This window comes from Rhodanobacter sp. G2-10, from assembly GCF_055809185.1.
Genome location: NZ_CM147900.1, coordinates 3,421,981 through 3,448,533, shown reverse-complemented (window position 1 = coordinate 3,448,533; position 26,553 = coordinate 3,421,981). Strand labels below are relative to the sequence as shown.

Annotated in this window: 15 protein-coding genes and 1 tRNA gene; 4 read left to right on the top strand and 12 right to left on the bottom strand. The window is 62.8% G+C overall.

The features are described from left to right. Window positions 1-75 precede the first annotated feature (75 nt). The 8 genes from AC0L58_RS15510 to AC0L58_RS15475 all read right to left on the bottom strand — a co-directional run bounded on the left by AC0L58_RS15510 (window position 76) and on the right by AC0L58_RS15475 (window position 12,643). On the bottom strand, window positions 76-1,911 hold the full coding sequence (locus AC0L58_RS15510) for a glycoside hydrolase family 127 protein (protein WP_473684977.1): 1,836 nt from the start codon (window positions 1,909-1,911) through the stop codon (window positions 76-78). Between the two features lie 8 nt (window positions 1,912-1,919). Further along, window positions 1,920-4,094 carry a formylglycine-generating enzyme family protein gene (locus tag AC0L58_RS15505; protein ID WP_473684975.1) on the bottom strand — a complete coding sequence of 725 codons (2,175 nt, stop codon included), beginning with the start codon at window positions 4,092-4,094 and terminating at the stop codon, window positions 1,920-1,922. Between the two features lie 31 nt (window positions 4,095-4,125). Then, window positions 4,126-5,433 carry a serine hydrolase domain-containing protein gene (locus AC0L58_RS15500; protein ID WP_473684973.1) on the bottom strand — a complete coding sequence of 436 codons (1,308 nt, stop codon included), beginning with the start codon at window positions 5,431-5,433 and terminating at the stop codon, window positions 4,126-4,128. A gap of 76 nt (window positions 5,434-5,509) precedes the next feature. Continuing rightward, the gene (locus AC0L58_RS15495) at window positions 5,510-7,777 is read right to left on the bottom strand and encodes a TonB-dependent receptor (RefSeq protein ID WP_473684971.1); all 2,268 of its coding nucleotides are present in this window, start codon (window positions 7,775-7,777) and stop codon (window positions 5,510-5,512) included. A 211-nt stretch (window positions 7,778-7,988) separates the two neighbouring features. Then, window positions 7,989-8,879 carry a LysR family transcriptional regulator gene (locus tag AC0L58_RS15490; protein ID WP_473684969.1) on the bottom strand — a complete coding sequence of 297 codons (891 nt, stop codon included), beginning with the start codon at window positions 8,877-8,879 and terminating at the stop codon, window positions 7,989-7,991. A 92-nt stretch (window positions 8,880-8,971) separates the two neighbouring features. After that, window positions 8,972-11,335: a sodium:solute symporter family transporter gene (locus AC0L58_RS15485; RefSeq protein WP_473684967.1), complete on the bottom strand. Its 2,364-nt coding sequence runs from the start codon at window positions 11,333-11,335 to the stop codon at window positions 8,972-8,974. A 77-nt stretch (window positions 11,336-11,412) separates the two neighbouring features. After that, entirely contained in the window at window positions 11,413-12,261 is an 849-nt protein-coding gene (locus AC0L58_RS15480; RefSeq protein WP_473684965.1) for an HpcH/HpaI aldolase/citrate lyase family protein, read from the bottom strand. Between the two features lie 184 nt (window positions 12,262-12,445). Next, window positions 12,446-12,643: a CsbD family protein gene (locus AC0L58_RS15475; RefSeq protein WP_473684963.1), complete on the bottom strand. Its 198-nt coding sequence runs from the start codon at window positions 12,641-12,643 to the stop codon at window positions 12,446-12,448. A gap of 414 nt (window positions 12,644-13,057) precedes the next feature. Between AC0L58_RS15475 and AC0L58_RS15470 the strand changes: the two genes are divergently transcribed. From AC0L58_RS15470 to AC0L58_RS15460, 3 genes are all read left to right on the top strand, one after another. Next, window positions 13,058-18,949: a DUF3320 domain-containing protein gene (locus tag AC0L58_RS15470; RefSeq protein ID WP_473684961.1), complete on the top strand. Its 5,892-nt coding sequence runs from the start codon at window positions 13,058-13,060 to the stop codon at window positions 18,947-18,949. A 164-nt stretch (window positions 18,950-19,113) separates the two neighbouring features. After that, window positions 19,114-19,608: a hypothetical protein gene (locus tag AC0L58_RS15465; protein ID WP_426687577.1), complete on the top strand. Its 495-nt coding sequence runs from the start codon at window positions 19,114-19,116 to the stop codon at window positions 19,606-19,608. A gap of 105 nt (window positions 19,609-19,713) precedes the next feature. Then, entirely contained in the window at window positions 19,714-20,811 is a 1,098-nt protein-coding gene (locus tag AC0L58_RS15460) for a hypothetical protein (protein ID WP_473684959.1), read from the top strand. 135 nt (window positions 20,812-20,946) lie between these two features. Here AC0L58_RS15460 and AC0L58_RS15455 read toward each other — a convergent pair whose 3' ends face one another. Then, a complete protein-coding gene (locus AC0L58_RS15455; protein ID WP_473684957.1) occupies window positions 20,947-21,459 on the bottom strand; it encodes a hypothetical protein in 513 nt (170 codons plus the stop codon). A gap of 394 nt (window positions 21,460-21,853) precedes the next feature. Here AC0L58_RS15455 and AC0L58_RS15450 point away from each other — a divergent pair, with 394 nt between their 5' ends. Then, the gene (locus AC0L58_RS15450) at window positions 21,854-23,440 is read left to right on the top strand and encodes a DNA recombination protein RmuC (protein ID WP_473684955.1); all 1,587 of its coding nucleotides are present in this window, start codon (window positions 21,854-21,856) and stop codon (window positions 23,438-23,440) included. A gap of 361 nt (window positions 23,441-23,801) precedes the next feature. On the opposite strand, the gene AC0L58_RS15445 is transcribed toward AC0L58_RS15450, so the two are convergent. From AC0L58_RS15445 to dtd, 3 genes are all read right to left on the bottom strand, one after another. Continuing rightward, a tRNA-Ile gene (locus AC0L58_RS15445) sits at window positions 23,802-23,877 on the bottom strand. Window positions 23,878-23,994: 117 nt separating this feature from the next. Next, window positions 23,995-25,875 carry an RNA polymerase sigma factor RpoD gene (gene rpoD / locus AC0L58_RS15440; protein ID WP_473684953.1) on the bottom strand — a complete coding sequence of 627 codons (1,881 nt, stop codon included), beginning with the start codon at window positions 25,873-25,875 and terminating at the stop codon, window positions 23,995-23,997. Window positions 25,876-26,036: 161 nt separating this feature from the next. Further along, on the bottom strand, window positions 26,037-26,477 hold the full coding sequence (gene dtd, locus AC0L58_RS15435; RefSeq protein ID WP_473684951.1) for a D-aminoacyl-tRNA deacylase: 441 nt from the start codon (window positions 26,475-26,477) through the stop codon (window positions 26,037-26,039). Between the last annotated feature and the right edge of the window lie 76 nt (window positions 26,478-26,553).

Here is a 26,553-nt window from a genome sequence, read left to right as displayed (position 1 = left end):
CTGTGCACCAGGGCCGCGGGGAGAAACAGGCGAGACGGCTATGTTCTGGCACCACAAAATCTTGGGTGAGGCCGCTCATGCGACCGCCACCGGGGCGAGCGGCACCCAGGTCAGCCGCCAACTGCCGTCCAGGCGGCTGCCCGTGATGAAGTACGGCGTGAACTCCAGCGGCACGCGATAGCCCGGATCAAGCAGGATGCGGGGTACGCCATTCGCTTGCGCGACCGGCATCGTCAGCCAATGCGCTGCCGGTGCGTCGGGCAGTCGCAGGGTCTCCTCCACCTTGAAACCGTCGATCAGGCCGGTCGCATACACCAGTGGACCGCACGTGACCGCGGCGTACTCGAAGCACAGTACCTCCTGGTGCACGGCGCTGCCGTCGGGTGCGCGCGATTCCTGCACGTTGCGGTTGACGGCGCGATGCAGTGCGGGACGCATCGGGAAACGCGCCACCAGTTCGTCGCCATCGCGCCATTCGCGTTCGAGCACGGCGTAGCATCCAGGCACCGACTCGATGCCGGCATTCTCGCCATTGAGTGCGAGCGTGGCACCTTCGGCCCATGAGGGGATGCGCAGCTTCAGCGCGAAGTGCATCGTCGACGCACCGGAAATGCGCAACCGGATATCGCCGGGGTAGGGGTAGGTGGTGTGCTGTGCAAGTTGCAGCTCGCCGCCGCCGGCCAGCTCAAAGTGCGTCTCGCCGGCGCCGTAGAGGTTCACGGTGACGTTGCCGTCCAAATCCTGCACACAGGCGATGGCGGGCAATTCCTCAAGCGCCATCGCGCCGCTGGATTTGCAGCAGCGCCAGTAGGTGGTGTGCACGCGCCTGCCGTTGGGAAACACGTAGTAGCACCAGTCCTCGCCGTTCGGCGCCTGCGCGCCGAGCAGGTCGTTGTACGCCGTGCGCTCGATTTCCTCGGCGTAGCGGGCTTCGCCCGATATAGCCAGGAGCTCGCGGTTGAGCTGGATCCAGGCCAGTGACGAACAGGTTTCGACGTAACCGTACGGACTGAACACGCCGGCCGGGTTGAAGACTTCGCGCGAGCGGTGCGCCACGCCGCCCCAGGGCCCGCCGCCGAGGGTGAGATGGTGTTCGCGAATGCTGTGCCAGGCCAGTTCCACCGCGCGGCGATAGTCCGCGCGGCCGGTGGCGCGGTGCAGCTTGGCCAGACCGACCAGATTCCACGTCAGCTGGTAAGCCTTGCCGGTGGCGACCGTTGCGACGTCGGCACCGTCCAGCGCGCGTGTGAGCAGGGCCAGTTCGCGATGGCCGTCCGCCTGTTCCAGTATGCGTTGCGCCAGCTGCAGATAGCGCGTTTGTCCGGTGACGAAATACAACTCAGTGGCCGGGTCGATCAGCACCGTGGCGGACATCCCGTGGTGGTTGCCCAGATCGGTGATGTCGATGCCGCCTTCGGTCAGCGTGTGCCAGCACAGGTCGCCGATGCGACGTGCGGCGTCGAGGTAGCGTGATTCCGGGAAATGCCGGTGCACTTCGAGCAGGCCGAGGATCAGGTAGGCGTGGGTCCAGATATCCCAGGTGCGCACGCTGGGCGCGCCGTCCCAGCTGACGGGCTTGCGCGGCTGCGGTCGCATGAAGCGACGGTCCGGCGCGTAGGTGCCGAGGTAGCCGTCCGCTTCCTGCACCGAAACCAGATAGTCGGCCACGCGCAACACGCTGGCGCGCAACGCGGCCTCGCCGCTGCGCGCGGCCGCCTTCGCAGCGGCGACCAGCCACTTGCCGGCGTGCTCGCCGTACCAGTCGCCCTCGCGATTTTCGCTGCGGCGTTCAGGCGCAAACAGCGCGATCGCGGGGCTGTGCTCGTCGACGATGAAGTGAGCCAGTCGGCCGCGCAGGTTGGCGGCCAGTGCCTCGCCGAGCAGGCCGCCTAGCTGCACGCGGGTGGGCATTGCTTCGCTCATCCCGCGGCCACGGCGCAGCGGAAACCCACGCAACCGGAACGGTCCTTGCTCGGCGCCATCAGCAGGTATTTGCCGTGCTGGTCAAGCCGGTGGGCTTGCGGAAAGTACCAGTGCGAGGTCTGCGGCTGGTAGTTGCTGCCGCCGCGAAGAATTGCGGCGCGGGTGTGTTCGTCGGTGTATTCGTCGGTCCATTGCCAGACGTTGCCGACCAGGTCGAGCAGACCGAACGGGCTTGCCGCGGCCGGGTGCGCATCGACATCGTCCGGGGCCACCAGCGTGCGACCACGATTGGTGGCCGGCACCATCGACTCGTCCCAGACATTGCCCCATGGATAGCGTCGACCGTCGTGGCCCTGGGCGGCGTATTGCCACTCCCATTCGTGCGGCAGACGCTTGCCGGCCCAGGCGGCATAGGCGCGCGCATCCTCGATCGACACCCAGGTCACCGGCTTGTTGTCCCAGCCCGGCGGTGGTGCGCCATCCTGCCAATGGCGCAGGAAATTGTGCGGATCGCGTGGACGCCAGCCGCTGGTCTGGAGAAAGTCACGGAATTGCGCGTTGGTGACTGGCGTGCGGTCGATGAAGAACGCCTCCATCTGCATCAGATGGCGATGGTGACGGCGCGCGCTGCTCTCCCACGGGTACTGCACATCGGTGCCTTCCCAGGTCTGGCCCTCGATTTCGATGCCGCCGACCACGAAGTCGAAGCTGCCGGCGGGAATCGCCAGCATGCCGGGCGGTGCGTCGCCAGCGGATCGGGTGCGCGCGATGGGCACCAGTTGTTGCGGCAGTGAGTGCCACTGCGCGGACAGCGATTGCAGCGGCACGGACGAAAGTTCGCGCATGCGCGTGAAGAAGGCGTCGAGCCCGCCGATCGTGGCACCGGGTGCCAGCGCCAGCAACGCGCCGAAGCCGCGGCTTTCCAGCGCGAAGTCGAGCACCGCGCGGTCCCCATCCACGCGTGGCTCCAGCGACACGCCGTGCCAGGCGTCGTACCAGCGCGTGCCCTCGCGGTTCGGCAGGGCGATCTGCTCGCCCGCCACGGGATACTCGTTGCGGTTGACCACGGTCCACAGCGTGAAGTCATCGGTCGGAAAGCGGCTGGCGAACACGCCAGCCTGCAGCGTGCGCTCGTACGGGCGCCAGTCGGTGCTGACCAGCGCGGGCGCGAACTGCCGTTCGATCGTGGCGATGCGGCGCAGCGTCTCCGCATCACGCGCAGTGAACTGGTTCCAGATGCCCCAGATGTTTTCCCAGGCGTTGTAGCCAATGCCATTGAAGAAGATGTATTGCAGATCGTGGTTGCGGTCGCGACCCCAGCGGTTCTCGTAATTGATCATGTGGCGTGGCTCCAGCCACTTCCACTTGGCCACCGGCGGGACTACCTCGTTGGGCGCCTTCTTGCCCCAACTCTGCACATTCCAGATCAGCTGCTCCTCGGCGCTGATGGTTGACTCGGGCTGCAGCACCACCGCGCAGCCCAGAGCGTCGCAGGCATCGAAGAAGGCGCGCGGCACGCCGTTGTAGGTGTCGCCATTGATGCCGTCGGCACCCACCGTCTTGACCAGTTGCGCCATGGTCTCCCAGTCGTTCTGTTCCGGTTCGCGCGTGCCATGGTCCCAGGGCATGGTGGGCAGGAACACGCGCACGCCGCGGCGGTGGAAATCGTCCACGGCACCCTTCAGGCCGGCGAGGCCGCCGGGCAAGTCGCGCGCCAGATCGGTCTTGTTGCGGTCGTCGATGCCGATGTTGGGGTAGACGAACCAGATCAGCACACTGTCGATGCCGCCGAACCGCGCCTCCAGGTCATCGAGGTAGCGGTCGACCGTATAGCGGCCGGCGGCCGGGTCGAAGAAGTAGCGATCCTCCACCATCATCTGCGCGTGCACGAAGTTGCGCTGCGCCCACTGCAGCTCGGGGCGGCGATAGTTGGCGTCGTCGTAGCCGATGCGCACCAGGTGCTCGCGGCGCCAGTCGGCGAGCTCGCGCACCCAGTCATCGACGCAGCCATCCACGTCGATCTTCCAGTGCCCGATCTCGGCGAACGGCCAGCCCGGTCCCTTGCCCGGCACCGGCAGGTAGCGGCCGGTGGTGACGTGGGAGAACTTGAACTCGTGGGTCACCGCGGGCGGGACGGAGGGCGTGGTGGGAACATCGGGGTCGGTGTTCATCGGATACTCGGCGAAACGGTGGGTGTCGTGGTCATGGCAGCGCCTGATAGACCAGATCGTAGAAATTGCGACTGATCCGCGGCAGGTCCCTGGCGCCGTCCTCGCGCGGCAGGTGCTGCAGCAGCAGGATCATCAACAGCTGTTCATGCGGATCGATGCTGTAGTAGGTGGAGGCCGCCCCGCTCCAGCCGAACTGCCCGGGCGAGCCGAGCACGCCGCGGCGGGCGGGGTCGAGTACCACGTAGCCACCCAGGCCGAAGCCCTCGGCATCGCTGAACTGCGTGACCGGTGGATCGAGCATGGTGAGGTGATTGCGCAGCATCAGTTCCACCGTCTTGCGGCCCAGCAGCACATGGCCGTCCAGCGTACCGCCGTTCAGCAGCATCTGCGCGAAGCGCGCGTAGTCGCCGGCGGTGGAGTACAGGCCGCCGGCGCCGCTGGTGTAGGCATTCAGCGGCTCGCCGGGGTGACGTGCGCTGTTGGTATCGGCAAGGTGCAGGCGGCCATCGTCACCCATGGTGGTGAGGTCGACCACGCGAGGGCGCTGCGCGGCGGGCACGCGAAAGCCGGTGTCGCGCATCTGCAGGGGATCGAAGATGCGCTGTTGCAGGAATTGTTCAAAAGATTGTCCGGAGGCGACCTCGACCACGCGCGCGAGCAGTTCCAGCGAGGCACCGTCATAGCCGAAGCGGGTGCCGGGGTCGGCGGCCAGCGCCACGCGGCTCATGCGCGTGGCGAAGCCGCGCAGGTTTCGCGCGCCGTGGGGGTCGATCCGTTCCATCAACTGCACGGCCAGCGCATCGCCCTTCACGCCGGCCGGGTAGCCGGCGGTATGGGTGAGCAGTGCATGCAGGGTGACTGGCTTGTCGGCCGGACGCAGTTTCGGCGATTCCATGCTGCCGCCGATCAGTACCTGCGGTGCGTCGAAGCCGGGCAGGTAACGCGAAAGCGGGTCATCCAGCGCAAGCTTGCCCTCCTCGACCAGCATCATCACGGCGACCGAGGTCACTGTCTTGGTCATCGAGTAGATGCGGAAAATGGCATCCTTGTGCATCAGCCTCTGCCGGGCAAGATCCGCATGGCCATAGGCCTGCCAATCCACGATGTGGCCGTGGCGTGCCACCAGGGTGACGCCGCCAAGGTAGCCGCCGGTATCCGTGGCCTGCTGCATGAACTCGTGCAAGCGTTGCAGCCGCGCCGCCGAAACATCCGGAGTGACGGCCGCGACCATGGGCAGCGTCGTCTGGGCGGCCGGCAGTGCGGGCGACTGGAGACAGAGGGCCAGCAGCACGCCGCCCAGGCGTTTGCGATATCCGGCGTTGGCGTTGGTTCGGTTCATCAAGGTCCCGCCCGCCGCGGCATGCCCCGGGGAGGGTCGGGGCATGCCGCGGCTCGTATGCGTCACGCGCCCGGGGTCAGAACGTGATCGTATACGTCAGCGAGGTGACCCGACCGCGACCGGACCAGAAGTTCTGGTAGCCGACCACTTGCGACGTGCTGAGGATGTAGAACTTGTCCAGAAGGTTTTCCACGCCCAGCGATAGCTGACCGTATCTCGGGAAAGCGTAGTTCACACCGAGGTTGAACAGCGTGTAGCCGCTGGTGTGTTCCTCGTAGCTGAAGGCCTTGTTGTCGTAGGCACGCGTGTCGCTGCCGGAAAGCGTGCGGCCGAACAGCGACGTGAAACCAAGGTAGGCATCGGCATTGGGCAGGAACTTCCAGGTCACCGATCCGGAGAGCTTGTCCGGACTGACGTCGAAGATGCCCAGCGGCTTGTCCATTCCGCCAGCGGGATAGAGACCGCCCGGGCTGGCCGCCCAGAACGCAGTCTTGCCGGTGATGTGCGAATACAGGCCGCTGACCTTCCACTGCTCGCTGAAGCGCCATTCGGCGGTGAGCTCGGTACCCTCGATGCGCACCGGCGCGCGCGACAGGATGTAGTCGTTGGAGTTGGGATCGACCGCCAGCGACGAACCAAACGGTGACTTGGAGATGTAGTGGCTCGCGCCGAAGGCGGCACGATCACCGCGCCAGTTGAAGCCGAACTCGTTGTTCTTGTAAATGATTGCTGCCAAGCCGCTGATGCGGTCCACTGACTGGCCGGGCACATTGATGTTGCGCAGCGGGATGCCGATGTTGGGCAACGTGAAGCCCTCGCTGTACGCCCCGTACACCGACCACTGATCGCCGATACGCCAGATTGCGCCGAAGTTTTTCAGGTTTTCGGTGTACTTCACCCCGCCGCCCTTGACGAAGACGCTGTTGCGGTAAGGCGTGGTGGTGTAGTCATTGACATGCAGCTTGTCATCTTCGCGTCGGAAGCCGGCGCTCAGCGTGACCGGCCCGACATCCCAGGAGAGCTGGCCGTAGGGCGCCGTGCTCTTGTAGTGCATCGGCGGCACCCAGATACGGTTGGTGAGTGCCAGCCGCTGTTGCGCCTGGTCCTTGAGCAGGTCCACGCCCACCTGCAACTGCAGGCCGGGCACGGTGAACAGCTCGCCACGCGTCCACGAGGTGCGCAGGCCGCTCTTCTTCGAGGTGATCTCCGACTGATCCCAGATGCGCTGGCTGTCCGGTACTGGCGGTGCGACCAACTGCTTGTCGTCCCCGTCCTCGGGCAGGAAACGCATGGCTTGGTCGGCACGGTAGGCCGTGACCACCAGCGAGCCGTCCAGGAAATCGCTGTTGGTGTACTCCACGCTGTATTGCGTGAAATCGTTGAACGCGTCCTTCGAGCCATACAGGTGGCCCTTCTCCGACGTATTGGTGATCGGCACAGTGCACGGCGGATCATCATCCGGACCGCGGCAACCAAGCACCTGCACGTAGTCGCCCTTGCCGTTGATCTTGAAATGGCTGTAGGTGGCCTGCAGTCGCTGCGTATCGCCCTGGCCGAAGTTGATGCCACCCTTGATGAACAGGTTGGATGACGTGGAATCGGCCACCGAGCCGCTGCCGCTCAAGCCGATGCGACGCCCGTTGCCGTCGTAGGCGATGCCGCGGTCGAGGTACGACGCCGCCACCAGCAGGTCGCCCGAGCCTTGTTTCAGCGCATAGGTGCCGCCCACTTTCCAGCCGCCGCTGTCGCGTGGACCCTGCGTCTGGAAGCGCGTGCTGAGCGTGGTTTCGCTACCTTCCTTGTCAGGCACCTTGGAGATGTAGTTGATAATGCCGCCGGCGGCGCCGATGCCTTCGGACGCCGAGGGACCGTTGATGACCTCGATGCGACCGATGATGCCCATGTCGGTGAAGGTGGCGTTGCGCGAACCGTCGCGCAGTGGCGAGCCTTGCGGAATGCCGTCGAACAGACGCAAGGGAATGCGACCACGCAGTGTCTCGCCGCTGCTGCTCATCATCTGCGAAGACTCGGCATAGCCGGGCACGGTGCGCGCGAGCACGGCCGTGGCATCCTCGGTCACAGCCAGCGTTTGCTGGATCTCCTCTTTGGTCACCACGGTGATGGCGCCGGGGATCTCGTCGACTGCCTTGGGGCTGCGTGTGCCGGTGACGATGACCTCGCCCAACTGGGTGGTAGTCTTTTTCTGCTTGCTCGCGTCGTTCGGTTTCGCGGCGTCCTGCGTGCCCGTGACGGCATCGGCTGCGGTGTCCTGGGCACGCGCATCCGCTGCGACCGCATAGGCCAGCAGGATGCCGCTAATCGCTATGCACAATGGCTTGATCATGAGTCGTCTCGATGGTGGGTCGGGCGGGGCTGCGGGGCGAGCCGGCCGGATGGTTGCCGCTTGTCATTGCTGGCACCCTCCCCGGCGCCTGGGTCCCCGCACGTCCTCGGTCTTGAGGCTAGGCGTTTCCCTGCGCCCGTAGAACCGCTGCGGACTATCTTCAGAGACTAGTTTTTGTTGCTTAAGGGACGAGGACGCCGTGCGGCCTGTCTCAGCGATCCAGCGAAGGGAGCAGTTGCGCGGCCTTGCGACTTTCCTGCAACAGCACGGTGACCAGGCGCACGCGTACGCTCGAGCGCGACCAGACGATGCCGATGCGCCGCGGAACGCTCGGTGCGGGCAGCGGGATGCGCGCCAGCTGCACGCCTTCGGGCCACGGATGCGCCCAGTCCGGCACCAGCGAAACACCGAGGCCGCGATCCACCATCACGGCGATCGCGTTGAGTGCGTTCAACTCGAAGCGTTCCCGCGGCACGATGCGGTGGGCGCGGAGATATTCGTCGGCCTGCCGGCCGCCCCACTGGTTGCGGTCGTACCGGATCAGCGGCTGGGTGGCCAGCAATTCGTGCGGATCGCGGTCGGCCATTGCCCGGGGAGCCAGCACGATCAACGGTTCCTCGCGCAGCAGCAGCCACTCGCAGGTCTTCGGCAACGCGAATGGTGCCTGCAGCACCACCGCCGCATCCAGATCGCCAGCTTCCACGGCGCGGTACAGTTCGGCCGAGTACCCCGGCTTGATGAACACATTGATCTGCGGAAACGCCTCGACCATGCGCGCAAGCACGTCGGGCAGGACGCCAGCCAGCGCCGTGGGGCAGGCACCCAGACGCAGCTCGCCGGACATCGCGTTCTCGTTGGCCACGCTGCGCAGGTCGGCGACCTGGCGCAACAGGTCGCGCGCACGATCCAGGATGCGCGAGCCCTCCTCCGTTACCGCTACGGTGCGGCCCACGCGGGCGATCAGTGGTGCCCCGATCTCGCGTTCGAGGGTGCGAATCTGCTGTGCCACGGCCGCGGGCGTGATGTTCAGCACGCGCGCGGCGGCGGCCATCGAGCCCTGGTCGACGATCGTCACAAAGGTGTTCAGAAATTGGGTATCCACGATGCCTCGCTGGTGCGGGAGCTGGCCGTGCAGCTGCCGGCCGCTTGCATCATGCCGTGTGCGGCCGCTGGGCGGCGAGTGCCCTTCGGCACTCAGTCCGTGCGGTCGGTGTAGATCGTCAACCCCTTCAGCGAGCGGGTGGACGCCGGAAAACACAGACTAGCCAGGTAGCCGATCACGATGCACAGCAGGATCGAGATGGCCAGGTAGAAATATGGGTGAACCAGCCTGAACCACCAGGCCACCAGGGTCAGGCAGATGCTGGCGCCAATGCCTATCGCCACGCCTGGTGCGTTGGCGCGGCGGGTGAACATGCCCAGAGTGTAGGCCCCCGCGAAGCCGCCGCCGAGCAGGCCGGCCAGTTCGATGGAGACGTCAAACAGCGAATGGATGTCGAAGCGCGATAGCAACACGGCCAGTCCAATGGCTGCCAGCCCGACCGCCACACCGGTGATCTCGGCGAACAGCACGCTTTTTTTCGGCGTGGGGTTCTTTGCCAGTTTTTCGTAGAAATCCACCGAAGCCAGCGTGGACACGCTGTTTATGATGCTCGACAGGGTCGACATGGCAGCAGCAAAAATGGCGGCGACGATGAGGCCGGTGACGCCCATCGGCAGTTCCGCGGCGATAAACAACGGGAAAGTGGCGTCGATCGGCAACGTCGGATTCAGCCGCTCCGGGTGCGACCGGTAGTACACCCACAGCGCCGTGCCGATAAGATAGAACACGAAGCCGCCCGGGATCATCACTGCGGCGAACGTCCATACCGAGCGCCCGGCCTCCCGGTCCGAGCGCGTGGAAAGGATGCGCTGCATCAGCACCTGGTCCTTGGGGAAGGTAAGCACCACATCGAACAGCACCAGGAACACGAAACCCCACACCGTGGCCTTGGTCAGGTCGAAGCTGAAATCCAGCAGGTGCATCTTGTTGGAGGCCATCGCGTCGCGGAAGAATTCCGGCATGCCCCCATGAATGTGCGCGATGATGAAGCCGATCGCGAAGAGCGCGCCGCCGAACATCACGAACACCTGCACGAAATCGGTCCAGATCACCGCTTTCATGCCACCCAGCGTGGTGTACAAGATGGTGAACCCACCCATGATCATCACGCTCCACACCACGTCGATGCCGGTGATCGTGGCGATCGCCAGCGCAGGCAGGAACAGGATGACGCTCATCCGGCTGCCGATCTGCATCACGATGCACAGCGCGCTGGCCAGCATGCGGATGGCGGGGTGGAAGCGTGTTTCCAGATACGAGAACACGCTCATCAGATCGAGCCGGCGCAGCAGTGGCACCACCCAGACAGCGACGAACATCAGACCAAGCACCGCGATCAGGTTGTTGGTGAGGTACTGCCAGTTGCTCTCGAAGGCCTTGGCCGGTATCGCAATGAAGCTGATCGAGCTGGTGTTGGTCGCATACAGGCTTATGCCTGCCGCCCAGAACGGAATGCTCCGGCCACCGACGAAGAAGCCGGCGGTGGAGTCGCGCTTCTGGCGCAGGTAGAAGAACAAGCCGATACCGATCATGACCAGCAGGTAGACCGTGAGCACGATCCAGTCCAGCCAGCGCAGCAGCAGCTTGCTCGACTGCACGCTGGCCGTGACGAAAGCGACGCCTTTGCCATCACCGCTTTTCTGCGCCCAAAGCAAGCCGTCGTTCCAGGCTCCGGCGGCGAGGACACCGGCAGGGGTCACCCCCGGCAGGGTAGCCCAGGCCTTGGTGATGGTCTGGTAGGTCATCAAACGGGCCGATCCGCCCTGCGACGCGCCTTCAGTCACCAGGTACACGGCGTTGGCCTGGCCGAGCAAATGACCCGAACCCGGCACAACGTGGCCGGGGACATCGGTGCCTGGGCTCCAGCCGCTGTCCGCCGTCCAGCGCCATAACCTGTCGCCGGCGTCACCGACGCCGGTCACGCTGACATATACCGCCGCGTTACCCACCACAACGGATGAGGCCACCCCACCACCTGGCCATCCGGGCACCTCCTGCCAGCGCGGCGGCGCGTCCTGGGTGGGCAGTCGCAGCAATCGCGGCCTTCCGTCTTCGCCGGTGCCGGCGAGCCACAAGGTGCCGTTGGCCCATGCGCCCTGGGGGTCGCGCAGTGCGGCAGGCAGGGTTGGCAGTTCCCGCAGCAGCACCGCCTCGTTGCTGACGCGCAGCCGCGAGACACCGGTAACGGGGCCGTTGTCAACCGAGGCGGTGAGCAACCAAGCACGCGTGCCGTCGTCGACCAAGGCGACGGGCTTGTCATCAGTGGGCCACGGCAAACGGATCCAGGACGCGCCGGAACGGTCGAGTTGCCACGCGGCATCGGCTGAAATCGCCAGTGGCCTGCCGTCAACGACCGCTACGTCGCGCAATGGTGCGCTGCTCTGCAACGCGGGCAACTGCCCGCTCTGCAGCGGAGCGAGGCTCTGCGCCCGCGCCGGCAGCATGGTGGCGAGCAACAGGCATAGCCCGGCGCATAGCAGGGGCGGCAGGCGCCGACAGCGGCGCATAAGTGCCAAGCTGCCGCGCGTGCACCTCACTCCGGCCGCCGCGTGGTCGCGAGCAGGGCCTGCGCGCGTTTGAGGAACGGCAGGTCCACCATCCGGCCATCCACGACGAAGGCGCCACGCGACTGCGCCTTCGCCGCCTCGACAACCCGCCGCGCCCATGCAAGCTCCGCCGCCGACGCGGCGAAAGCCGCGTTGGCCAGTGCCACCTGTCGCGGATGGATGCAAGTCTTGCCGATGAAGCCCAGTCGACGAGCCATGTCGGCCTCCGCCGAAAAGCCTGCTTCGTCATCGAGTCTGGCATAGGCGCCATCCATGGCGTAGACGCCGGCCTGCGCCGCGGCCATGCGCAGGTCGAACATCGCGGCGTGCACGTTGCGCGGGTCATCGCGTGCGATGTTCTGAAGTTCAAACAGGTCGCCCAGCCCAAGCTGCAGGCCCGCCACGCGCGGGTGCGCGCCGGCAATCCGCGCGGCCGATGCCAGCGCGCGGGGCGTCTCGATGTTCAAAAGCAGGCCGATTGGTTGCGCCACGTCGTTCGCACGCTCCGCCTCCTCGATCGCGGCGACGGCGACCAGCACGTCTTGTGCTGATTCGACCTTGGGCAGGTTGAGCAGGTTCACACCGGGGCGGACGATTACCGCCAGGTCGGCCGCAAAATGCGGCGAGTCTCCCGCGTTGGTGCGCACGATGATGAGTTTGGCCGCCTCGCGCACTGCCGCGCTGGCGATGAAATCCGCAACCGCCTGACGCGCCTCGGCCTTGTTTCCCTCAGATACGGCATCTTCAAGATCGAACGACAACGCGTCGGCCGCCCCCGCCAGCGCCTTGGCAAACAGCTCGGGTCGCGCGCCGGGCACGAACAGCTTGCTACGCATGGAATCGCCCGCGGGTTGCCATCGTCTTCATGCGTGGCAGTTTGCGGCAAGCTCGGGATCGAATCGAGCGAACTGACCATGTTCAAAAGATAGTTTTTCTATCGACGCGTTGGCGTCACGAATCACAACAGACAAGGCCGCCAGCACAGCGACGGCCTTGCGTGGATGGCTCGGCGATTGGCTGCTACAGCGTCCGCTCGAATTCCTTCACCTGCCGCTCAGCCTCGTCGCGAGCGATGCCGTAGCGTTCCTGCACCTTGCCCACGAGGTATTTGTAATCGCCCTCGGCACGGGTCAAGTCGTCGTCGGTGAGATCACCCCACTTGGATTTGATCTTGCCAGCAAGTTGTTTCCAGTTTCCCTGGATGCGGTCTTCGTTCATGTCGCGTCACTCCGTGGGTGAGAGGGGTGACAGATGGAGGTTCAACACCTGTCTCGCCCCACTTTCCTGAAATGGTGTCAACGCCAGGTCGTCGGAATGTACATGGTCGTGGCTGCCGTTCAGCGAACCAACCTGGCCATACCGGTAGTACTCGTTCAACCTTGCCGTTTGCCTCTTTGTTGCCCAGTGGCGGAAGACACCTACAGAGGGCAGGCACCGTTCTGATGAGCCGGCTATCGCTGCTGAGGCATCCTCCTCCCCATCGTGGACGCTGGCGGGTCAGGGCGCTGGAGCGAGGAATGGAGAAATTTGTCGGGTGAACACGCTTGATCGGTCCACGGTTCGCAAGTTCGAAACTTCAGGCCATCCGGCCTATGATCCAGCTCTAGGAGTTGTGCTGGAAGGACTGGGGCTATGGGAATTTCTATCGATGGCTTTGTCAGCACCAAACTGGGGCTGGCGTCGCATCAGAATGCTGTGCCGCTGTTGCGGCAACTGAATATCGCAAGTGACAGTGTGGAGGGACTTGACGACCTGGTGCTCGAGTTTGAACCGAGCCTGCCTTTTGCCGCTGCGAAAACATGGCGCATCGATCGTCTGGGGCCCGACTCATCGATGGCGATTCCAGATCGCGATGTCGAGCTGAAGGAAGGGTACCTGGCCGACCTGACCGAAAGCATGCAGGCGTCGATCCACCTTCGCTTGCGGTCGAGTACCGGCGTAGTTGCGGAACAGCGGTACCAAGTTGAATTGCTGGCACGAAACCAGTGGGGTGGGGCAGGCAGCATGCCGGAACTCCTGGCTGCATTTTGCATGCCCAACGATCCCGCGATCGACAAGGTACTCAAGAGTACGTCCGATGTGCTGCGCCGAGCCGGACGGCCTGACGGACTCGATGGATACAAGGCAGGCTCCCGCCAGCGCGTATGGGAAATAGCCTCCGCTGTCTGGTCTGCAGTCTGTGGGTATCAGATCAGCTATGTACTGCCCCCGGCGAGCTTCGAGCAGGAGGGGCAAAAAGTCCGTGTTCCATCTCAGGTGCTCGATGGCAGCGTTGGTACCTGTTTGGATACCGCCCTGTTGTTTGCTGCGACGTTGGAGCAAGCCGGCCTCAATCCCGTCCTTCTTTTGACCAAAGATCACGCCTTCACGGGGGTCTGGCTACAGCCACAGGAGTTTGCACAGGTACTCAACGAAGATGCCTCGTCGGTGCGCAAGCGCATTGAACTGCAGGAATTGTTGGTCTTCGAGACCACCTTGGCTACGCAATCGCCCGCTCCGGGATTCAGTAATGCCGTAGACATCGCGAAACGCCAGCTGACAGACGAAGACTTCGTGATGGCAGTCGACGTGCGCCGAGCTCGCATGCAGAAGCTGCGCCCGCTCACGGCCGCAGCAAAGATCATCGGCGAGACACTTGGCGAGCAACTTCAAAAGGTCAGCGAAGCGCTGGAAGCTGCCCCTCAACTGCCGGCCTTTGATGTCGAAGTCGAGGATGAGCCCGTCACTGCAGCTGACAAGCTGGAACTGTGGCAGCGGAAGCTACTTGATTTGACCACGCGGAACCGTCTGCTTCACCTGCCTGGAAGTGCCAAGGCGATTCGCCTTGTGTGCCCAGATCCCGCGGGTCTGGAGGACATACTCGCGGCCAACAAGAGCGTGCGAATCGTCCAGATGCCCGATCTCGAAGTGGGCGGTCGGGACAGCGAGATCTACGAGAAGCGCAATCGCGAAAACCTTGAGGAGGAAGCTGCGCGTCAGGCCATGACGCGTAACGAGGTGCTCTCACGGATGGAGAAAGGAAAGCTCGAGGCCGCACTTGTCGACCTTTACCGCAAGGCTCGCTTGGATCTCGAAGAGGGTGGTTCCAACACCCTCTTTCTCGCGATTGGTTTCTTGCGTTGGAAGAAGGCGGAAGACGACCCCAAGAGTTACTTCGCGCCGCTGATCCTGCTGCCGGTAAAGCTGGAGCGGCGTAGTGTTCTATCCGGCGTGAAGATGTCCATGCTGGATGATGAGCCGCGGTTCAATCTGACGCTTCTGGAACTGCTGCGTCACGACTTCCAGCTCAATATTCCCGGCCTAGGCGGCGATCTTCCGACGGACGAGAGTGGCATTGACGTTGAACAGATCTGGAATATCGTGCGCCGCGCGGTGCGCGACATACCCGGCTTCGAGGTCACCACCGATATCGTGCTCGGGACGTTTTCGTTCTCGAAGTACCTGATGTGGCGCGATCTGGTCGACCGTTCCGAACAGCTGGTGCAGAACGACGTTGTGCGACACCTGTTGCACCACAAACTCGGCGGGTCGTCCCTGGAGTCAGCGGGTGAATTTCCCGAACCCAGGAAACTCGATGTCACTGTCGAGCCAGGCGAGCTTTTTACTCCGCTTCCCGCCGACTCCTCGCAGTTGGCAGCTGTTGTCGCGTCTGCCACGGGTCACAGCTTTGTGCTGGATGGGCCGCCGGGCACGGGCAAATCGCAGACCATTGCCAACATGATCGCGCACAACCTCGCGTTGGGACGACGCGTGCTGTTCGTGGCCGAAAAGATGGCCGCACTGGATGTCGTGAAGCGACGGCTGGAAGACAAGGGCATCGGCCAGTTCTGTCTGGAGCTGCATTCCAGCAAGTCCTCCAAGATGCACGTGCTTCAGCAGTTGGACCGGGCATGGACATCTCGCGACACGCTGACGGAGGCACAGTGGAAGGCGCAGGCGGAGAAGGTACGTTCGCTCCGGGACCGGCTCAACGAACTGGTGCTGGCGCTCCACAAGCGTTGGCCCAACGGTTGGTCAGTACATGAGGCCATTGGTCGCGTTGTGAAGGATGCGACGCCCATGACGCCTCGGCTCTCATGGCCTGAGGGGGCGGAGCATGACGCAGCCCAGATGGAAAACTTTCGGAATATTGCGCGGCGCTTGGATCTGAATCGCGCTGCCACCGAAGGTGTCCGTGCCCGGATGACGCTGGTGGTCCGGACCGAATGGTCCAACGCCTGGCAAGAGTCCATGGTGGGTGCGGCGCGTCAGGTACTTGCCTCGCTCAAGGCATGCGATAGCGCCTGCGCGCAGGTTGTACAGGGCACCGGGCTGTCGATAGGTGCGGGGACGCCTGTTGCCGCCAAGTTGCTCAACTTTGTCCGGCTCCTGCCGGACGCCCATGGTGTGGACCTGCGTTTCGCATTCTCGCCAGTGTTGAAGACGATTCGAGCTGCGGCTCAACAGGCGTCAGCCGCACTGAAGGAGTACGAGGCGCTGGAGAAACGCTTGTCGCAGACCTATGCGCCGGAGGCAGTCCGCCGCATCAATATCGACATGCTGAGACGTGAATGGACCGAGGCTTCCGGGAAGTTCTGGTTCCTTGCCACGCTGGCCAGGAAGAAAGTAGCCAAGGCCCTGGCGGCAACTGCAGGGACGCCTGCTCCGCCCGACGTGGAGGCTGATCTTCCCGTGCTTGCAGCCATGAAGGACCTCGTGGCCAGCATCGACGCCCTGGACCGCGATCTGCGGAATGTTCCCGGGTGGTCTGCCCTGCGCACCGATGTGACGCGCATGGTCTTTGCGACCAACCTGGCCGAAAACCTTCGTGCACACCTCATTCCACTGGCCAGCGCACCTGAGCAACTGGTGAAGCTCCGTCATGAAGCGCGAAAACTGCTGGTCGACGGCAATGACCTGTTAGCGCCAAATGGCGCCATCGTCGAAGCCATCGGCGAGCTGACCAGTCGGTACAAGGTGCTCTTCGACGCCACCCAGAAGTTTGCCAAAGCGGCAGGCAGTGAGGTCGATCTCAACAAGCAGGTGCCAGAGCTCTTCGCCAATGCCCAGGCGGTCATCGAAAGCGAGAAGGCTTTGAATGCCTGGTGCAGCTGGCGGCGCGTACGCCAGGAAGCCATCGCTTGTGGCCTACAACCCTTGGTTGAGGCCGTGGAGCAGGGTACGCTGCCCGATGGCTCGGTCGGCCAGACCTTCGAGGTGGCGTATGCCCGTTGGTTTGCTTCCAAGGCGATCGATGCGGAGCCGCTGCTGTGCCATTTCGTGCCAGCGGAACATCAGAGCGACATTGACGCGTATGCCAAGGCAGTTGATGAGCTGGGCTCGCTCACGTCGGCCTACATCCGCGCCAAGCTATCGGGCAACATCCCGGACAAGAACGGGGTTACCAAACGCAGCGGATTCGGCATTCTCAAACATGAGCTGCAGAAGCAGCGCCGTCACAAGCCAGTACGTCAGCTGACCCAGGAAATGGGTGAGGATTTCACTGTCCTGGCGCCTTGCATGCTTATGAGTCCGCTGTCGATCGCTCAATACCTGCCCGCCGATCATGAGCTGTTCGATCTGGTCATTTTTGATGAGGCCTCGCAGATAGCGCCATGGGATGCGGTGGGTTCCATCGCTCGTGGCAAACAAGTAGTCATCGCGGGTGATCCGCGGCAAATGCCACCCACCAGCTTTTTCAACCGCGGTACGGCCGCTGGTGAAGACGATACCGACGAGGATCTGGAGAGCATCCTTGACGAATGTATCGGTGCCGGCGTGCCGCAGCACAGCCTGACCTGGCATTACCGCAGTCGGCACGAAAGCCTGATCACCTTCTCCAATTACCGCTACTACGATGCCAGTCTGATCACATTCCCGGCCGCCGACACGCGCCCAAGTGCCGTTTCCTGGCGCAAGGTGGACGGCGTCTACGCGCAAGGGAAAGGCGGGCGTCGGAATCAGCTGGAAGCCAAAGCCATCGTGGCGGAGGTGGTCAAACGGCTCACTGACCCGGAATTCATTGCATCTGGCCAATCCATCGGCATCATTACCCTCAATGCCGAGCAGCAACAGCTGGTGGACGACCTTCTCGACCAGGCGCGGCGCGATCATCGCGAGATCGAGCCGTTCTTCAAGGACGACATGGCTGAACCCGTGGTGGTCAAGAATCTGGAGACCATGCAGGGTGACGAGCGTGACTTAATCATGCTGGGCATCGGTTTCGGTCCCACGGAGCCGGGGGCGAACGTCATGTCCATGAACTTCGGGCCACTCAATCGCGAAGGCGGTTGGCGTAGGTTGAACGTTGCCGTGACGAGATCGCGCCGCGAGATGATGGTCTTCACTTCTTTCGATCCCTCGATGATTGATCTCAACCGCACCTCGGCGCGGGCTGTGCATGATCTGCGTCACTTCATCGAGTTTGCCGACCAGGGACCGAAGGCCATTATCACCGCCGTGCGCGGTTCCGTGGGTGACTACGAATCCCCATTCGAGCAGTTTGTTGCCGAGGGACTACGTGCAAAGGGTTGGGAAACCCATCCGCAGATTGGCGTGTCGCGCTTCCGTATCGACCTGGGCGTCGTGCACCCGGATCGACCGGGCGACTACCTTGTCGGCGTCGAGTGCGATGGCGCCACATATCACAGTGCGGCGACAGCGCGGGATCGCGACAAGGTCCGAAGCGAGATCCTGCGCGGCCTCGGTTGGCGGCTGGTACGCGTCTGGTCAACGGCGTGGTGGGTTGATCGAGACGGCGCCCTTGAACGATTGCATCAGGCCATCAGCGCTGAGCTCGAAGACCAGCGTTCCAAGGAAGCCGAACTGAAACGAGCCCGGGAGATCGAAGCTGCAACTGCAGCGAAAGCGATGGAAGCCGAAGGCACAGCCATTGTGGAACGGGACACGGAGCATGACGAAGAAGTAGGGGATATGCCCGGCTCCAACCTAGTGGTCGCGACGGAAGTGAAAAGCGAATATCTCGAACCCATGCGCTTGGTTGCTCGCGGTCCGACCGATGACAGCGCAGCTACCACAAAGCGAACCTACCGCGTGGCTGATCTCTCCAACTTGAAATTGTCACTAAAGCCGGACAGCTTCCATGACGCGTCATACGATTCCACGCTCGAGGGCTGCATCCGCGAAGTTCTGGAGCAAGAGGCCCCGATTCTCGACAAAGTCCTCGTCGAGCGGATTGCTCGGGCACACGGGTTCAAGCGATCCGGTCGTCTCATTCGCGAGCGTGTCCTCGAGCTCGCGGAGCGCCACTACCATTTCCAGCCTGACCCAGAACCGGAGCATGGTCATTTCGTGTGGCTGGCTGCGGACGACCCTGATCGCTGGAACATTTATCGCGTCCCGGAGCGGGAGGAGGACATCCGCTTCATCGAGGAGCTTGCCCCCGAGGAAATCAGTGCGGCCGCTCGATCGATACAGAGCGATGACGCCATAACCGATATCGCGAGGACCTTCGGAATCCGCAGGCTTTCAGCGGCGGCGAGGAGCCGATTACTGAAAGTTCTCGGAGCAGGCGCGGGGTTCTAGCGTGACTCTGAGGAGATCGCGACACGCTGGGGTTCGCCATTGCGTTTGGGGAAGGAAATGACAGCTTCCGACCCAAAGGAGACATCCGACTAGCTGGCGCATAGCGAGTTTGAGTTAGGATTCGCAGCCGCTAGTGGGCGCGGTACACGCCTAAGGTTCCTCGTATGGACAGCAAAGAGCTATTGAACGTCATCGCAGCGGCGTTGACTTCGGTCACGGACCCGCACTACTACGAGGATGAGCGAGGGTTCCAAGGCGAGTTATACGCGCAACTGCGGCTGCGGCTGCGGGACATGGCGCTGCCGGAGGGCGCGTTGCTTCGGGAGGAGTACCAGAAGAGGTTGGCAGAGCATGGCCTGCGGATCCGTCCAGACATCATTCTCCACGAGCCGTTCGATCCTAGTCGGCATCGTGGTCGGGATGAGGGCAACCATGCGGCGATGGAGCTTAAGCGACGTGCCACTCCCGACACCGCCGCCAACGCGTTCAGGAACCTGGTCGCGATGATCGACGCCCTGAACTACCCGCTCGGCGTTTTCATCAACATCGATTCGCCGAAGACCTGGGCGGAATCGGTGCCCGAAGCCCATCGTGCGCGCATATTCTGTCTGGCGGCCCATCTCGATGAGAACGGTGAACCCCTGGTGGTTCGCGGCTGAGTCAGGGCTCAGGTCCCGGTCGTCGGAAATCGGGTCCCTCGAGCCTGCCGGGCCCGGCCCTGACCGCGCCTTGACGATCTAGGGCGGCTGGTGTTTTCTCCGGATATGGCCGGCATCCATACGCTCAACTCGCGCGGTAACGTCATGCTCTCGGCCCTCCGCGAGCACTTCGCGTGGGTCGATGCGCAGACCTTTCGGGAAATCCAGCACTTCCACCGCGATCTGCTAGACACCCTTCGCGCGAAGCGCATCGACTACGCCTCCCTGCGAAGCGCGCTGACCCCGCAGCCGACCAAGCACGAGGCGGCGTTTCTGTTCGACGAAGACCGCTGCGACAACACGTTCGTGCCGGGCGTGGAATGTGCCGATGCGCTTTTCAGGGCGCTCGACCCCGAGACGACCCACAGCATCCTGGGCGGCGAGCTGGTCGACGATCGGGACGAGATCGCGCGCCCGCTGCTGGCCCGTTCGGCGGTGGTCGCCAAGGACCTCGATTTTAAGCACCCGTGCTTCTGCTACGTCCTCTACGTCAGCAACCTCTCGGCAGCGAGCATCGCCGCCATCGACGGCAAGCTACGGGAGAACAATGCCTATCTCGGCTACGTCCCCTGCACCTATGCGAGTCTGGCCAAGACCTTCGTCTCGATGCGCCTGGTTCACCTGACGATCAAGCAGGGCGGCACTGTGATCCTCGGTCACGAGGAAGACCGCCCGAACACCGAGAACCATAACCTCCATCTCCTCGACTACACCGCGTTCGGGCTTCGGCTGAAGAGCCTCCAGTCGATGTACTTCAGCACCTTCCTGTCCTACAAGCCCGAGCAGATGTTCCTGCAGGAATCGGACGACGACTTGGAGATCGCGTTGCGGTCGATGTCAGAGGAGGTCGCGCCGCTCGCTGAGTTCACGGTCGCCATAGGCGACGATAAATTCGACAAGTACCTCAAGACCGCCAAGCTGGGAAAGCTTAGGAGGGCCGGCCTCGACGGCCTGACCAAGGCCGAGCTGGAGGCCGCCATCCGCGAGAAGCTGCGGATGAGCTACCTTTACAACATGGAATGGGTCGACGAGGACACGCACCGGCTCAGCAAGTTCAACATCATGCTCGAGTTCCCGCGGCAGGACGGGCCGCCGGAGCGCATGGTGGTCGTCCTTGAGTACCGGCCCGCCGAGCGGATACTGAAGCTGATCACGGTGTCCTGATCGTGCAGGGCCGGGTGGCGGCATGACTGAGCTTGTCGCGACGCAGGAAGCGGGCGGGCTTGGCGCTACCTTTTCGGTCTCTGTGCCGCGCGTCCGGGGCAGATACCGACTTGAATACGGACGTCCGCCTTGCTTTCAGCAGATGATCGAGCGGTCTCGTAGCAGCCTCAGGAAGGTGACGTCGTCGCCATTGGAGATAACATATCCCTTGCGTATCAACCAAGAGTAGATGCCGAAGGCCAATGATTTTCCGAACGCAGACGCCCCGGCGTGGACTAGATGCCGTTTCGGCGATATCTGGTTGAGTTCGATGGGCCAATCTCCGAGTACCGCGCGGTGGAGGAACGCGACCTCTGCTTCGACAGCTTCCACGAAATGGCGAGATTCGGCGATTTTCCAGATGAATAGCTGGTATGGCCCGTCATATGTCGGCCAGCGGTACCCTTTTGCGTGGGCTTGGCTTATCCCGTAGGTGAACCGTCCGAAGAAGTTGCTTGACGAGCAGCCCACGTACTGAATGATCTTATTGCTGACGATCACATAGACGCACGCGGTCGCGTTCCAGTTCTTGATCCGAGCCAGGCCACTCTTGTCCAGCGTCACGATCTTGCGACGCGCTTTCGCATCGCGGGTTATCTTCACCTTCAAGGTGACTCGATTGCTCGGAGCGGCGCATTCCATGTCTCTTCGTCCTGGTCGATTGGTTTGTCTTATATTGCGACCTTGCTCGCGTTTGAGGGAGTGACCCCAACGCGCGAGCGATTGCCGGCTTCATCAAAACCCGGGTCAGAGTGCACTTTCGAGTGACCGCTTCTGGCCGAAGCCCTACATGACCACGTGCCACGACCGACGGTCTGCGAGGGGTTAAGTTCAACGCGAACTCACGGGTTGCACGAACTGGAGATTGCTTCGTTTCATAGTCATGGTTTCGGCGGTAGAATTTCATTGATGCGCTGGGCGAGTGTTTTATTTCAGGCTCGGGAGATTGATTGCCAAACTCTGCGTCTTACGAGATGTGTTTCGCGCACAAGGAGATCCGCGCATGTCGGCATGGGAACTGTTTTCACTTGTAGCCGCCTCGGCCGTCGTATTCGCTGCCGGTTCCGGTTGGCTAACGCGACTAAATCTGGTCCGCCTAGCTAAGAAGGCCTCTCAGGCTGCAGCTGATGAGATCAAAGAACTTCAGGATCAGGCACGCGACCTCCGGGCGACTGTAGCGCGGCTGGAAGAGCGCGAGCGCAACCTGGGTGCTCAGCTGCAGGCATCGGGCCTCGAACGTAAGTCACTGAACGACACCATCGAAGATCTGCGCAAGGAGTGTGAGACGGCGCGCATCGAGGCCAGCGGCGCTAGGCAACGGAGTACGTCGAGCGATGACCAGCTCGGCCAGGCCAAGAGAGTCCTGGAAGAGATGAAAAATGAACTGGACCAGGCGCAGCGGGATCTGCGCGTCCAGTCCAATGGTTTGGTCGGGATGAGGGCCGAGCGTGATGCGGCGCTCGATCTGGTAAAACAGACTAGAGCTTTTGTAGATTCCGCCAAGGAATCCATGAGGACGGCCTTCATCGAAGAGGCGAGCTCGGTGTTCGACCAGAAGTCTGCCGTGCTCGATCAACGAATCAAAGCCACCGGCGAGCATTCCAAGACCCTCCTCGCCGATACGCTCAAGCCGTTTGTTGACAACATCGACAAATTCAAGGAGCGCATGGAGGAGCTGGGCAAGACCCAGACACAGGAAAGTTCGACACTGCGCGGCTCAATAGAGCAACTGCAAACGCTTAATCAGCATATGGCTGAAGCGACTGGGGATCTGACCCGCGCTCTGAAGGGTAATGCGAAGGTCCGGGGTGACTGGGGCGAGATGATATTGGAGGGTGTGCTGACGACCTGCGGGTTCATCGAGGGCGTCAACTATCAGCGGCAGGAATCGAACAAGGACGAGGAGACGGGCAAGCAGCTGCGTCCGGATGTGATCTTCGACCTGCCGGATGGGCGCAGGGTGGTGATCGACTCAAAGGTGAATCTGGTCGCCTGGGCGGATGCCGCGGCCGCCGAATCCGTCGCAGAACGACAGACGGCCCTCACCAGGCATGCTGCGGCGCTGCGCACGCATGTGAAGGATCTGCACGGCAAAAATTATCCGAAGGTGGTGGGGGATGATGCCTTGGAGCTAACTGTGCTGTTCGTGCCAATCGAAGGCGCCTTGGCCGAAGCAATGGCGACGGACCCATCCCTGCAGACCGACGCGATGAAGAACAATATCGCCTTTGCATCCCCAAATACGCTCATGGCTCTGCTCAAGGTGGTCGAGCGCATGTGGGTGCGGGACAAGTTTCAGACTCAGGTTGAGGCCATCGGAAAGGTAGCTGGCCACTTGATGGATTCTCTGACCGCTTTCCTGACTGAGTTCAATGCCGTCGAGGAAAAACTCAACGGCGTGACGAAAGCCTACGGTCAGGCTAAAAACCGCCTTTACGAATCCAATCAGTCTGTTGTGGCACGAGGGAAGAAACTGGTGGATGCCGGCGCACGCGGGAATAAGGCGCTGCACAAGGACTTGATTCCCGACCAGGAGTCGATCGAGAACCCCACAATTCCGGCATTGATAGCGCTCGACGCGCAGAATTAACCAGACCTGTCCGTACCCCGCCTCGCCCATCGGGTCGCTGGGTCCAGCCCGGCTTGATTGATATGGGTACGGGTCGGTCGAGCGTTAATGAGTACCATCGTGAACGGATGAAATTGCCAGCCTGTGGATGTACGCCGAGGGCGTTGAGTGCGGCGATGCTGCTGATCTACATCGACAGTGTGCCCCGCTCAGTATCGGCAACACGCCATTATCGATGAGTCGGCAACGACGGCCGGTTAGGTCCCACTATTGCTTGAGCGCGCAAGACCTCCGGCCAAGTTATGCCCGTAAATCCATCATAAGTTGGCCAAGTGGGCCAACTTATGCTCGAAGCCACAATCGTCACCGCGGAGCCAGATGCTGGTGGGCCCACCAGGACTCGAACCTGGAACCAAAGGATTATGAGTCCTCTGCTCTAACCATTGAGCTATAGGCCCGCGCAAGCGATGAAGTTTACCGTAGCGGGCAGCAGCTGCACGAGATCGGCTTGCTCGGGGGATACAAAAAAGCCCCGCGTGGGCGGGGCTTCGTTGTTGCCGCCATGTTGACGACGCTTACTCGACGTCGAGGAACGAACGCAGCTGCTCGGAGCGGCTGGGGTGGCGCAGCTTGCGCAGGGCCTTGGCCTCGATCTGACGGATCCGCTCGCGGGTGACGTCGAACTGCTTGCCGACTTCTTCCAGGGTGTGGTCGGTGTTCATGTCGATGCCGAAGCGCATGCGCAGTACTTTCGCTTCGCGCGGGGTCAGGCCGCCGAGCACGTCGCGCACGGTTTCCATCAGGCCGGTCTCGGTGGCCGAATCGACCGGTGAGCTGGCGTTGCCATCCTCGATGAAGTCGCCCAGGTGGGAGTCCTCGTCGTCGCCGATCGGGGTTTCCATCGAGATCGGCTCTTTCGCGATCTTCAGCACCTTGCGGATCTTGTCCTCGGGCATCTCCATTTCCTTGGCCAGTTCTTCCGGCGTGGCCTCGCGGCCGAACTGCTGCAGCATCTGGCGGGAAATGCGGTTCAACTTGTTGATCGTCTCGATCATGTGCACCGGGATGCGGATGGTGCGGGCCTGGTCGGCGATCGAGCGGGTGATCGCCTGGCGGATCCACCAGGTGGCATAGGTCGAGAACTTGTAGCCGCGGCGGTATTCGAACTTGTCCACCGCCTTCATCAGGCCGATGTTGCCTTCCTGGATGAGATCCAGGAACTGCAGGCCACGGTTGGTGTACTTCTTGGCGATCGAGATCACCAAGCGCAGGTTGGCCTCGACCATTTCCTTCTTGGCGCGGCGGGCTTTCGCCTCACCACTGGCCATGGCGCGGTTGATGTCCTTGATGTCGATCAGCGGCAGGAACAGCTTGCGCTCGATCGCGGCGAGCTTTTCCTGCTCGGCGTCGATCGCCTCGCGATGGATCTTGATGTTCGGCGACCACTTCTGGCGCTTGCGGCTCAGCTCGGCGACCCACTCGAGGTTGCCCTCGTTGCTGGGGAAGGTCTTGATGAACTCGCCCTTGGGCATCTTCACCTGCTTGACGAAGATTTCCATCAGCACGCGCTCGTGATGGCGGATGTCGCCCACCACTTCGCGCAGCTTGCGCACGAAGCCGTCGATCAGCGCGCTGGGCAGCTTGAGCTTGAGGAACTCCTCGGCCATCTGGTCGCGCAGCTTGACGATTTTCTTGTCGGTGATGCTGCCGGCCTTGGGGGCCGCCTTCTGGAACTTGGTGTAGTAGTCGCGCAGAAGCTCGAAGCGGCGCTTGACCTCTTCCGGATCGGGACCGGTCGGGCCTACCTCTTCCTCTTCCTCGTCGTCGTCATCGTCGCTGTCGACGTCGTCGTCGGACTCCTCGTCGTCGCCGCGCTCGGCGGCCTCGGCAGCAGCGGCCTCCTTCTCCTTGCGCGCGAGGTCGGCGGCTTCTTCCAGGTCGAGGAAGCCGGCGAGGATTTCGCTGAGGCGGCGCTTGCCGTCCAGGTGCTGGTCGTATTCCTCCAGCAGCAGTTCGATCGTCAGCGGGAAGCTGGCGAGGGCGGTCTGCACCTGGCCCAGGCCTTCCTCGATGCGCTTGGCGATGGCGATCTCGCCTTCGCGGGTGAGTAGCTCGACCGTGCCCATCTCGCGCATGTACATGCGCACCGGGTCGGTGGTGCGGCCGACTTCGGCGTCGACGGCGGACAGCAGCGCGACGGCTTCCTCGGCGGCGGTTTCGTCGTCGGAGCCGGAATCGGCCTTGTCGGCCACGGTGTCGCCGTCGGGGGCAGCGTCGTGCACCTCGATGCCGACGCCCTTGAGCACGGCCATGATGTCTTCGATCTGCTCCGGATCGACGACGTCGTCGGGGAGGTGGTCGTTGATTTCGGCGTACGTCAGGTAGCCCTGCTCAAGACCCTTCGAGATGAGGGCCTTGATTTCCGACTGTTGCTCGTGGGGAGCTTTGCTGTTCATGTATTGACCGACCGCCTGACGAGGTGCAAGAACCGGACATTATAGCGATGTGCTGCTTTTCTGACCAGTTTTTCAGTAAAAAATTCGACGACCCGGGGACGCAAAAATCGCGCCAAACGGCGGTGTTGCGATGCATTGGCGTGCACCCGGACAGTTGCGGGTCATGCCGTGTCCAGCCAGAAGGTGACCGGGCCGTCATTGACCAGCTGGATCATCATATGGGCACCGAAGCGGCCGGTTTCCACCCCCGGGTGCGCCGCTCGCGCCAATTCCAGCAGGCGTTCGAACCAGTGGCGCGCATGCTCGGGTGCCGCCGCGCGGCTGAAACTGGGGCGCATGCCCGAGCGGGTGTCGGCGGCCAGGGTGAACTGGCTGACTAGCAGCAGCCCACCGCGGGTGTCGCTGAGCGAGCGATTCATCCTCCCGGCGTCGTCGGCAAACACCCGGTAGCCGAGCAGGCGCTGCAGCATGCGCCGGGCTTGTGCCTCGCCATCGTCGGGCTGCACGGCCACCAGGGCCAGCAGGCCGTTGCCGATCGCGCCGATGGTTTCGTTTTCGACCTGGACGCTGGCGGAGCTGACTCGTTGGATCAGGGAGATCATGGATTCGGAATTCGGGATTCGGGATTCGAGATTGGCCAGAGGATAAGTGAAGGGGGTTGTGGGGGGGCGAGTCCTC

Excerpts from the sequence above, each read along its gene's own strand:
- AC0L58_RS15465 (WP_426687577.1), top strand. The coding sequence starts at position 19,114 with ATGGACAGCAAAGAGCTATTGAACGTCATCGCAGCGGCGTTGACTTCG.
- AC0L58_RS15505 (WP_473684975.1), bottom strand. The coding sequence starts at position 4,094 with ATGAACACCGACCCCGATGTTCCCACCACGCCCTCCGTCCCGCCCGCG.
- AC0L58_RS15510 (WP_473684977.1), bottom strand. The coding sequence starts at position 1,911 with ATGCCCACCCGCGTGCAGCTAGGCGGCCTGCTCGGCGAGGCACTGGCC.
- AC0L58_RS15470 (WP_473684961.1), top strand. The coding sequence starts at position 13,058 with ATGGGAATTTCTATCGATGGCTTTGTCAGCACCAAACTGGGGCTGGCG.
- AC0L58_RS15450 (WP_473684955.1), top strand. The coding sequence starts at position 21,854 with ATGTCGGCATGGGAACTGTTTTCACTTGTAGCCGCCTCGGCCGTCGTA.
- AC0L58_RS15460 (WP_473684959.1), top strand. The coding sequence starts at position 19,714 with ATGGCCGGCATCCATACGCTCAACTCGCGCGGTAACGTCATGCTCTCG.
- dtd (WP_473684951.1), bottom strand. The coding sequence starts at position 26,477 with ATGATCTCCCTGATCCAACGAGTCAGCTCCGCCAGCGTCCAGGTCGAA.
- AC0L58_RS15500 (WP_473684973.1), bottom strand. The coding sequence starts at position 5,433 with ATGAACCGAACCAACGCCAACGCCGGATATCGCAAACGCCTGGGCGGC.
- AC0L58_RS15475 (WP_473684963.1), bottom strand. The coding sequence starts at position 12,643 with ATGAACGAAGACCGCATCCAGGGAAACTGGAAACAACTTGCTGGCAAG.
- rpoD (WP_473684953.1), bottom strand. The coding sequence starts at position 25,875 with ATGAACAGCAAAGCTCCCCACGAGCAACAGTCGGAAATCAAGGCCCTC.
- AC0L58_RS15480 (WP_473684965.1), bottom strand. The coding sequence starts at position 12,261 with ATGCGTAGCAAGCTGTTCGTGCCCGGCGCGCGACCCGAGCTGTTTGCC.
- AC0L58_RS15495 (WP_473684971.1), bottom strand. The coding sequence starts at position 7,777 with ATGATCAAGCCATTGTGCATAGCGATTAGCGGCATCCTGCTGGCCTAT.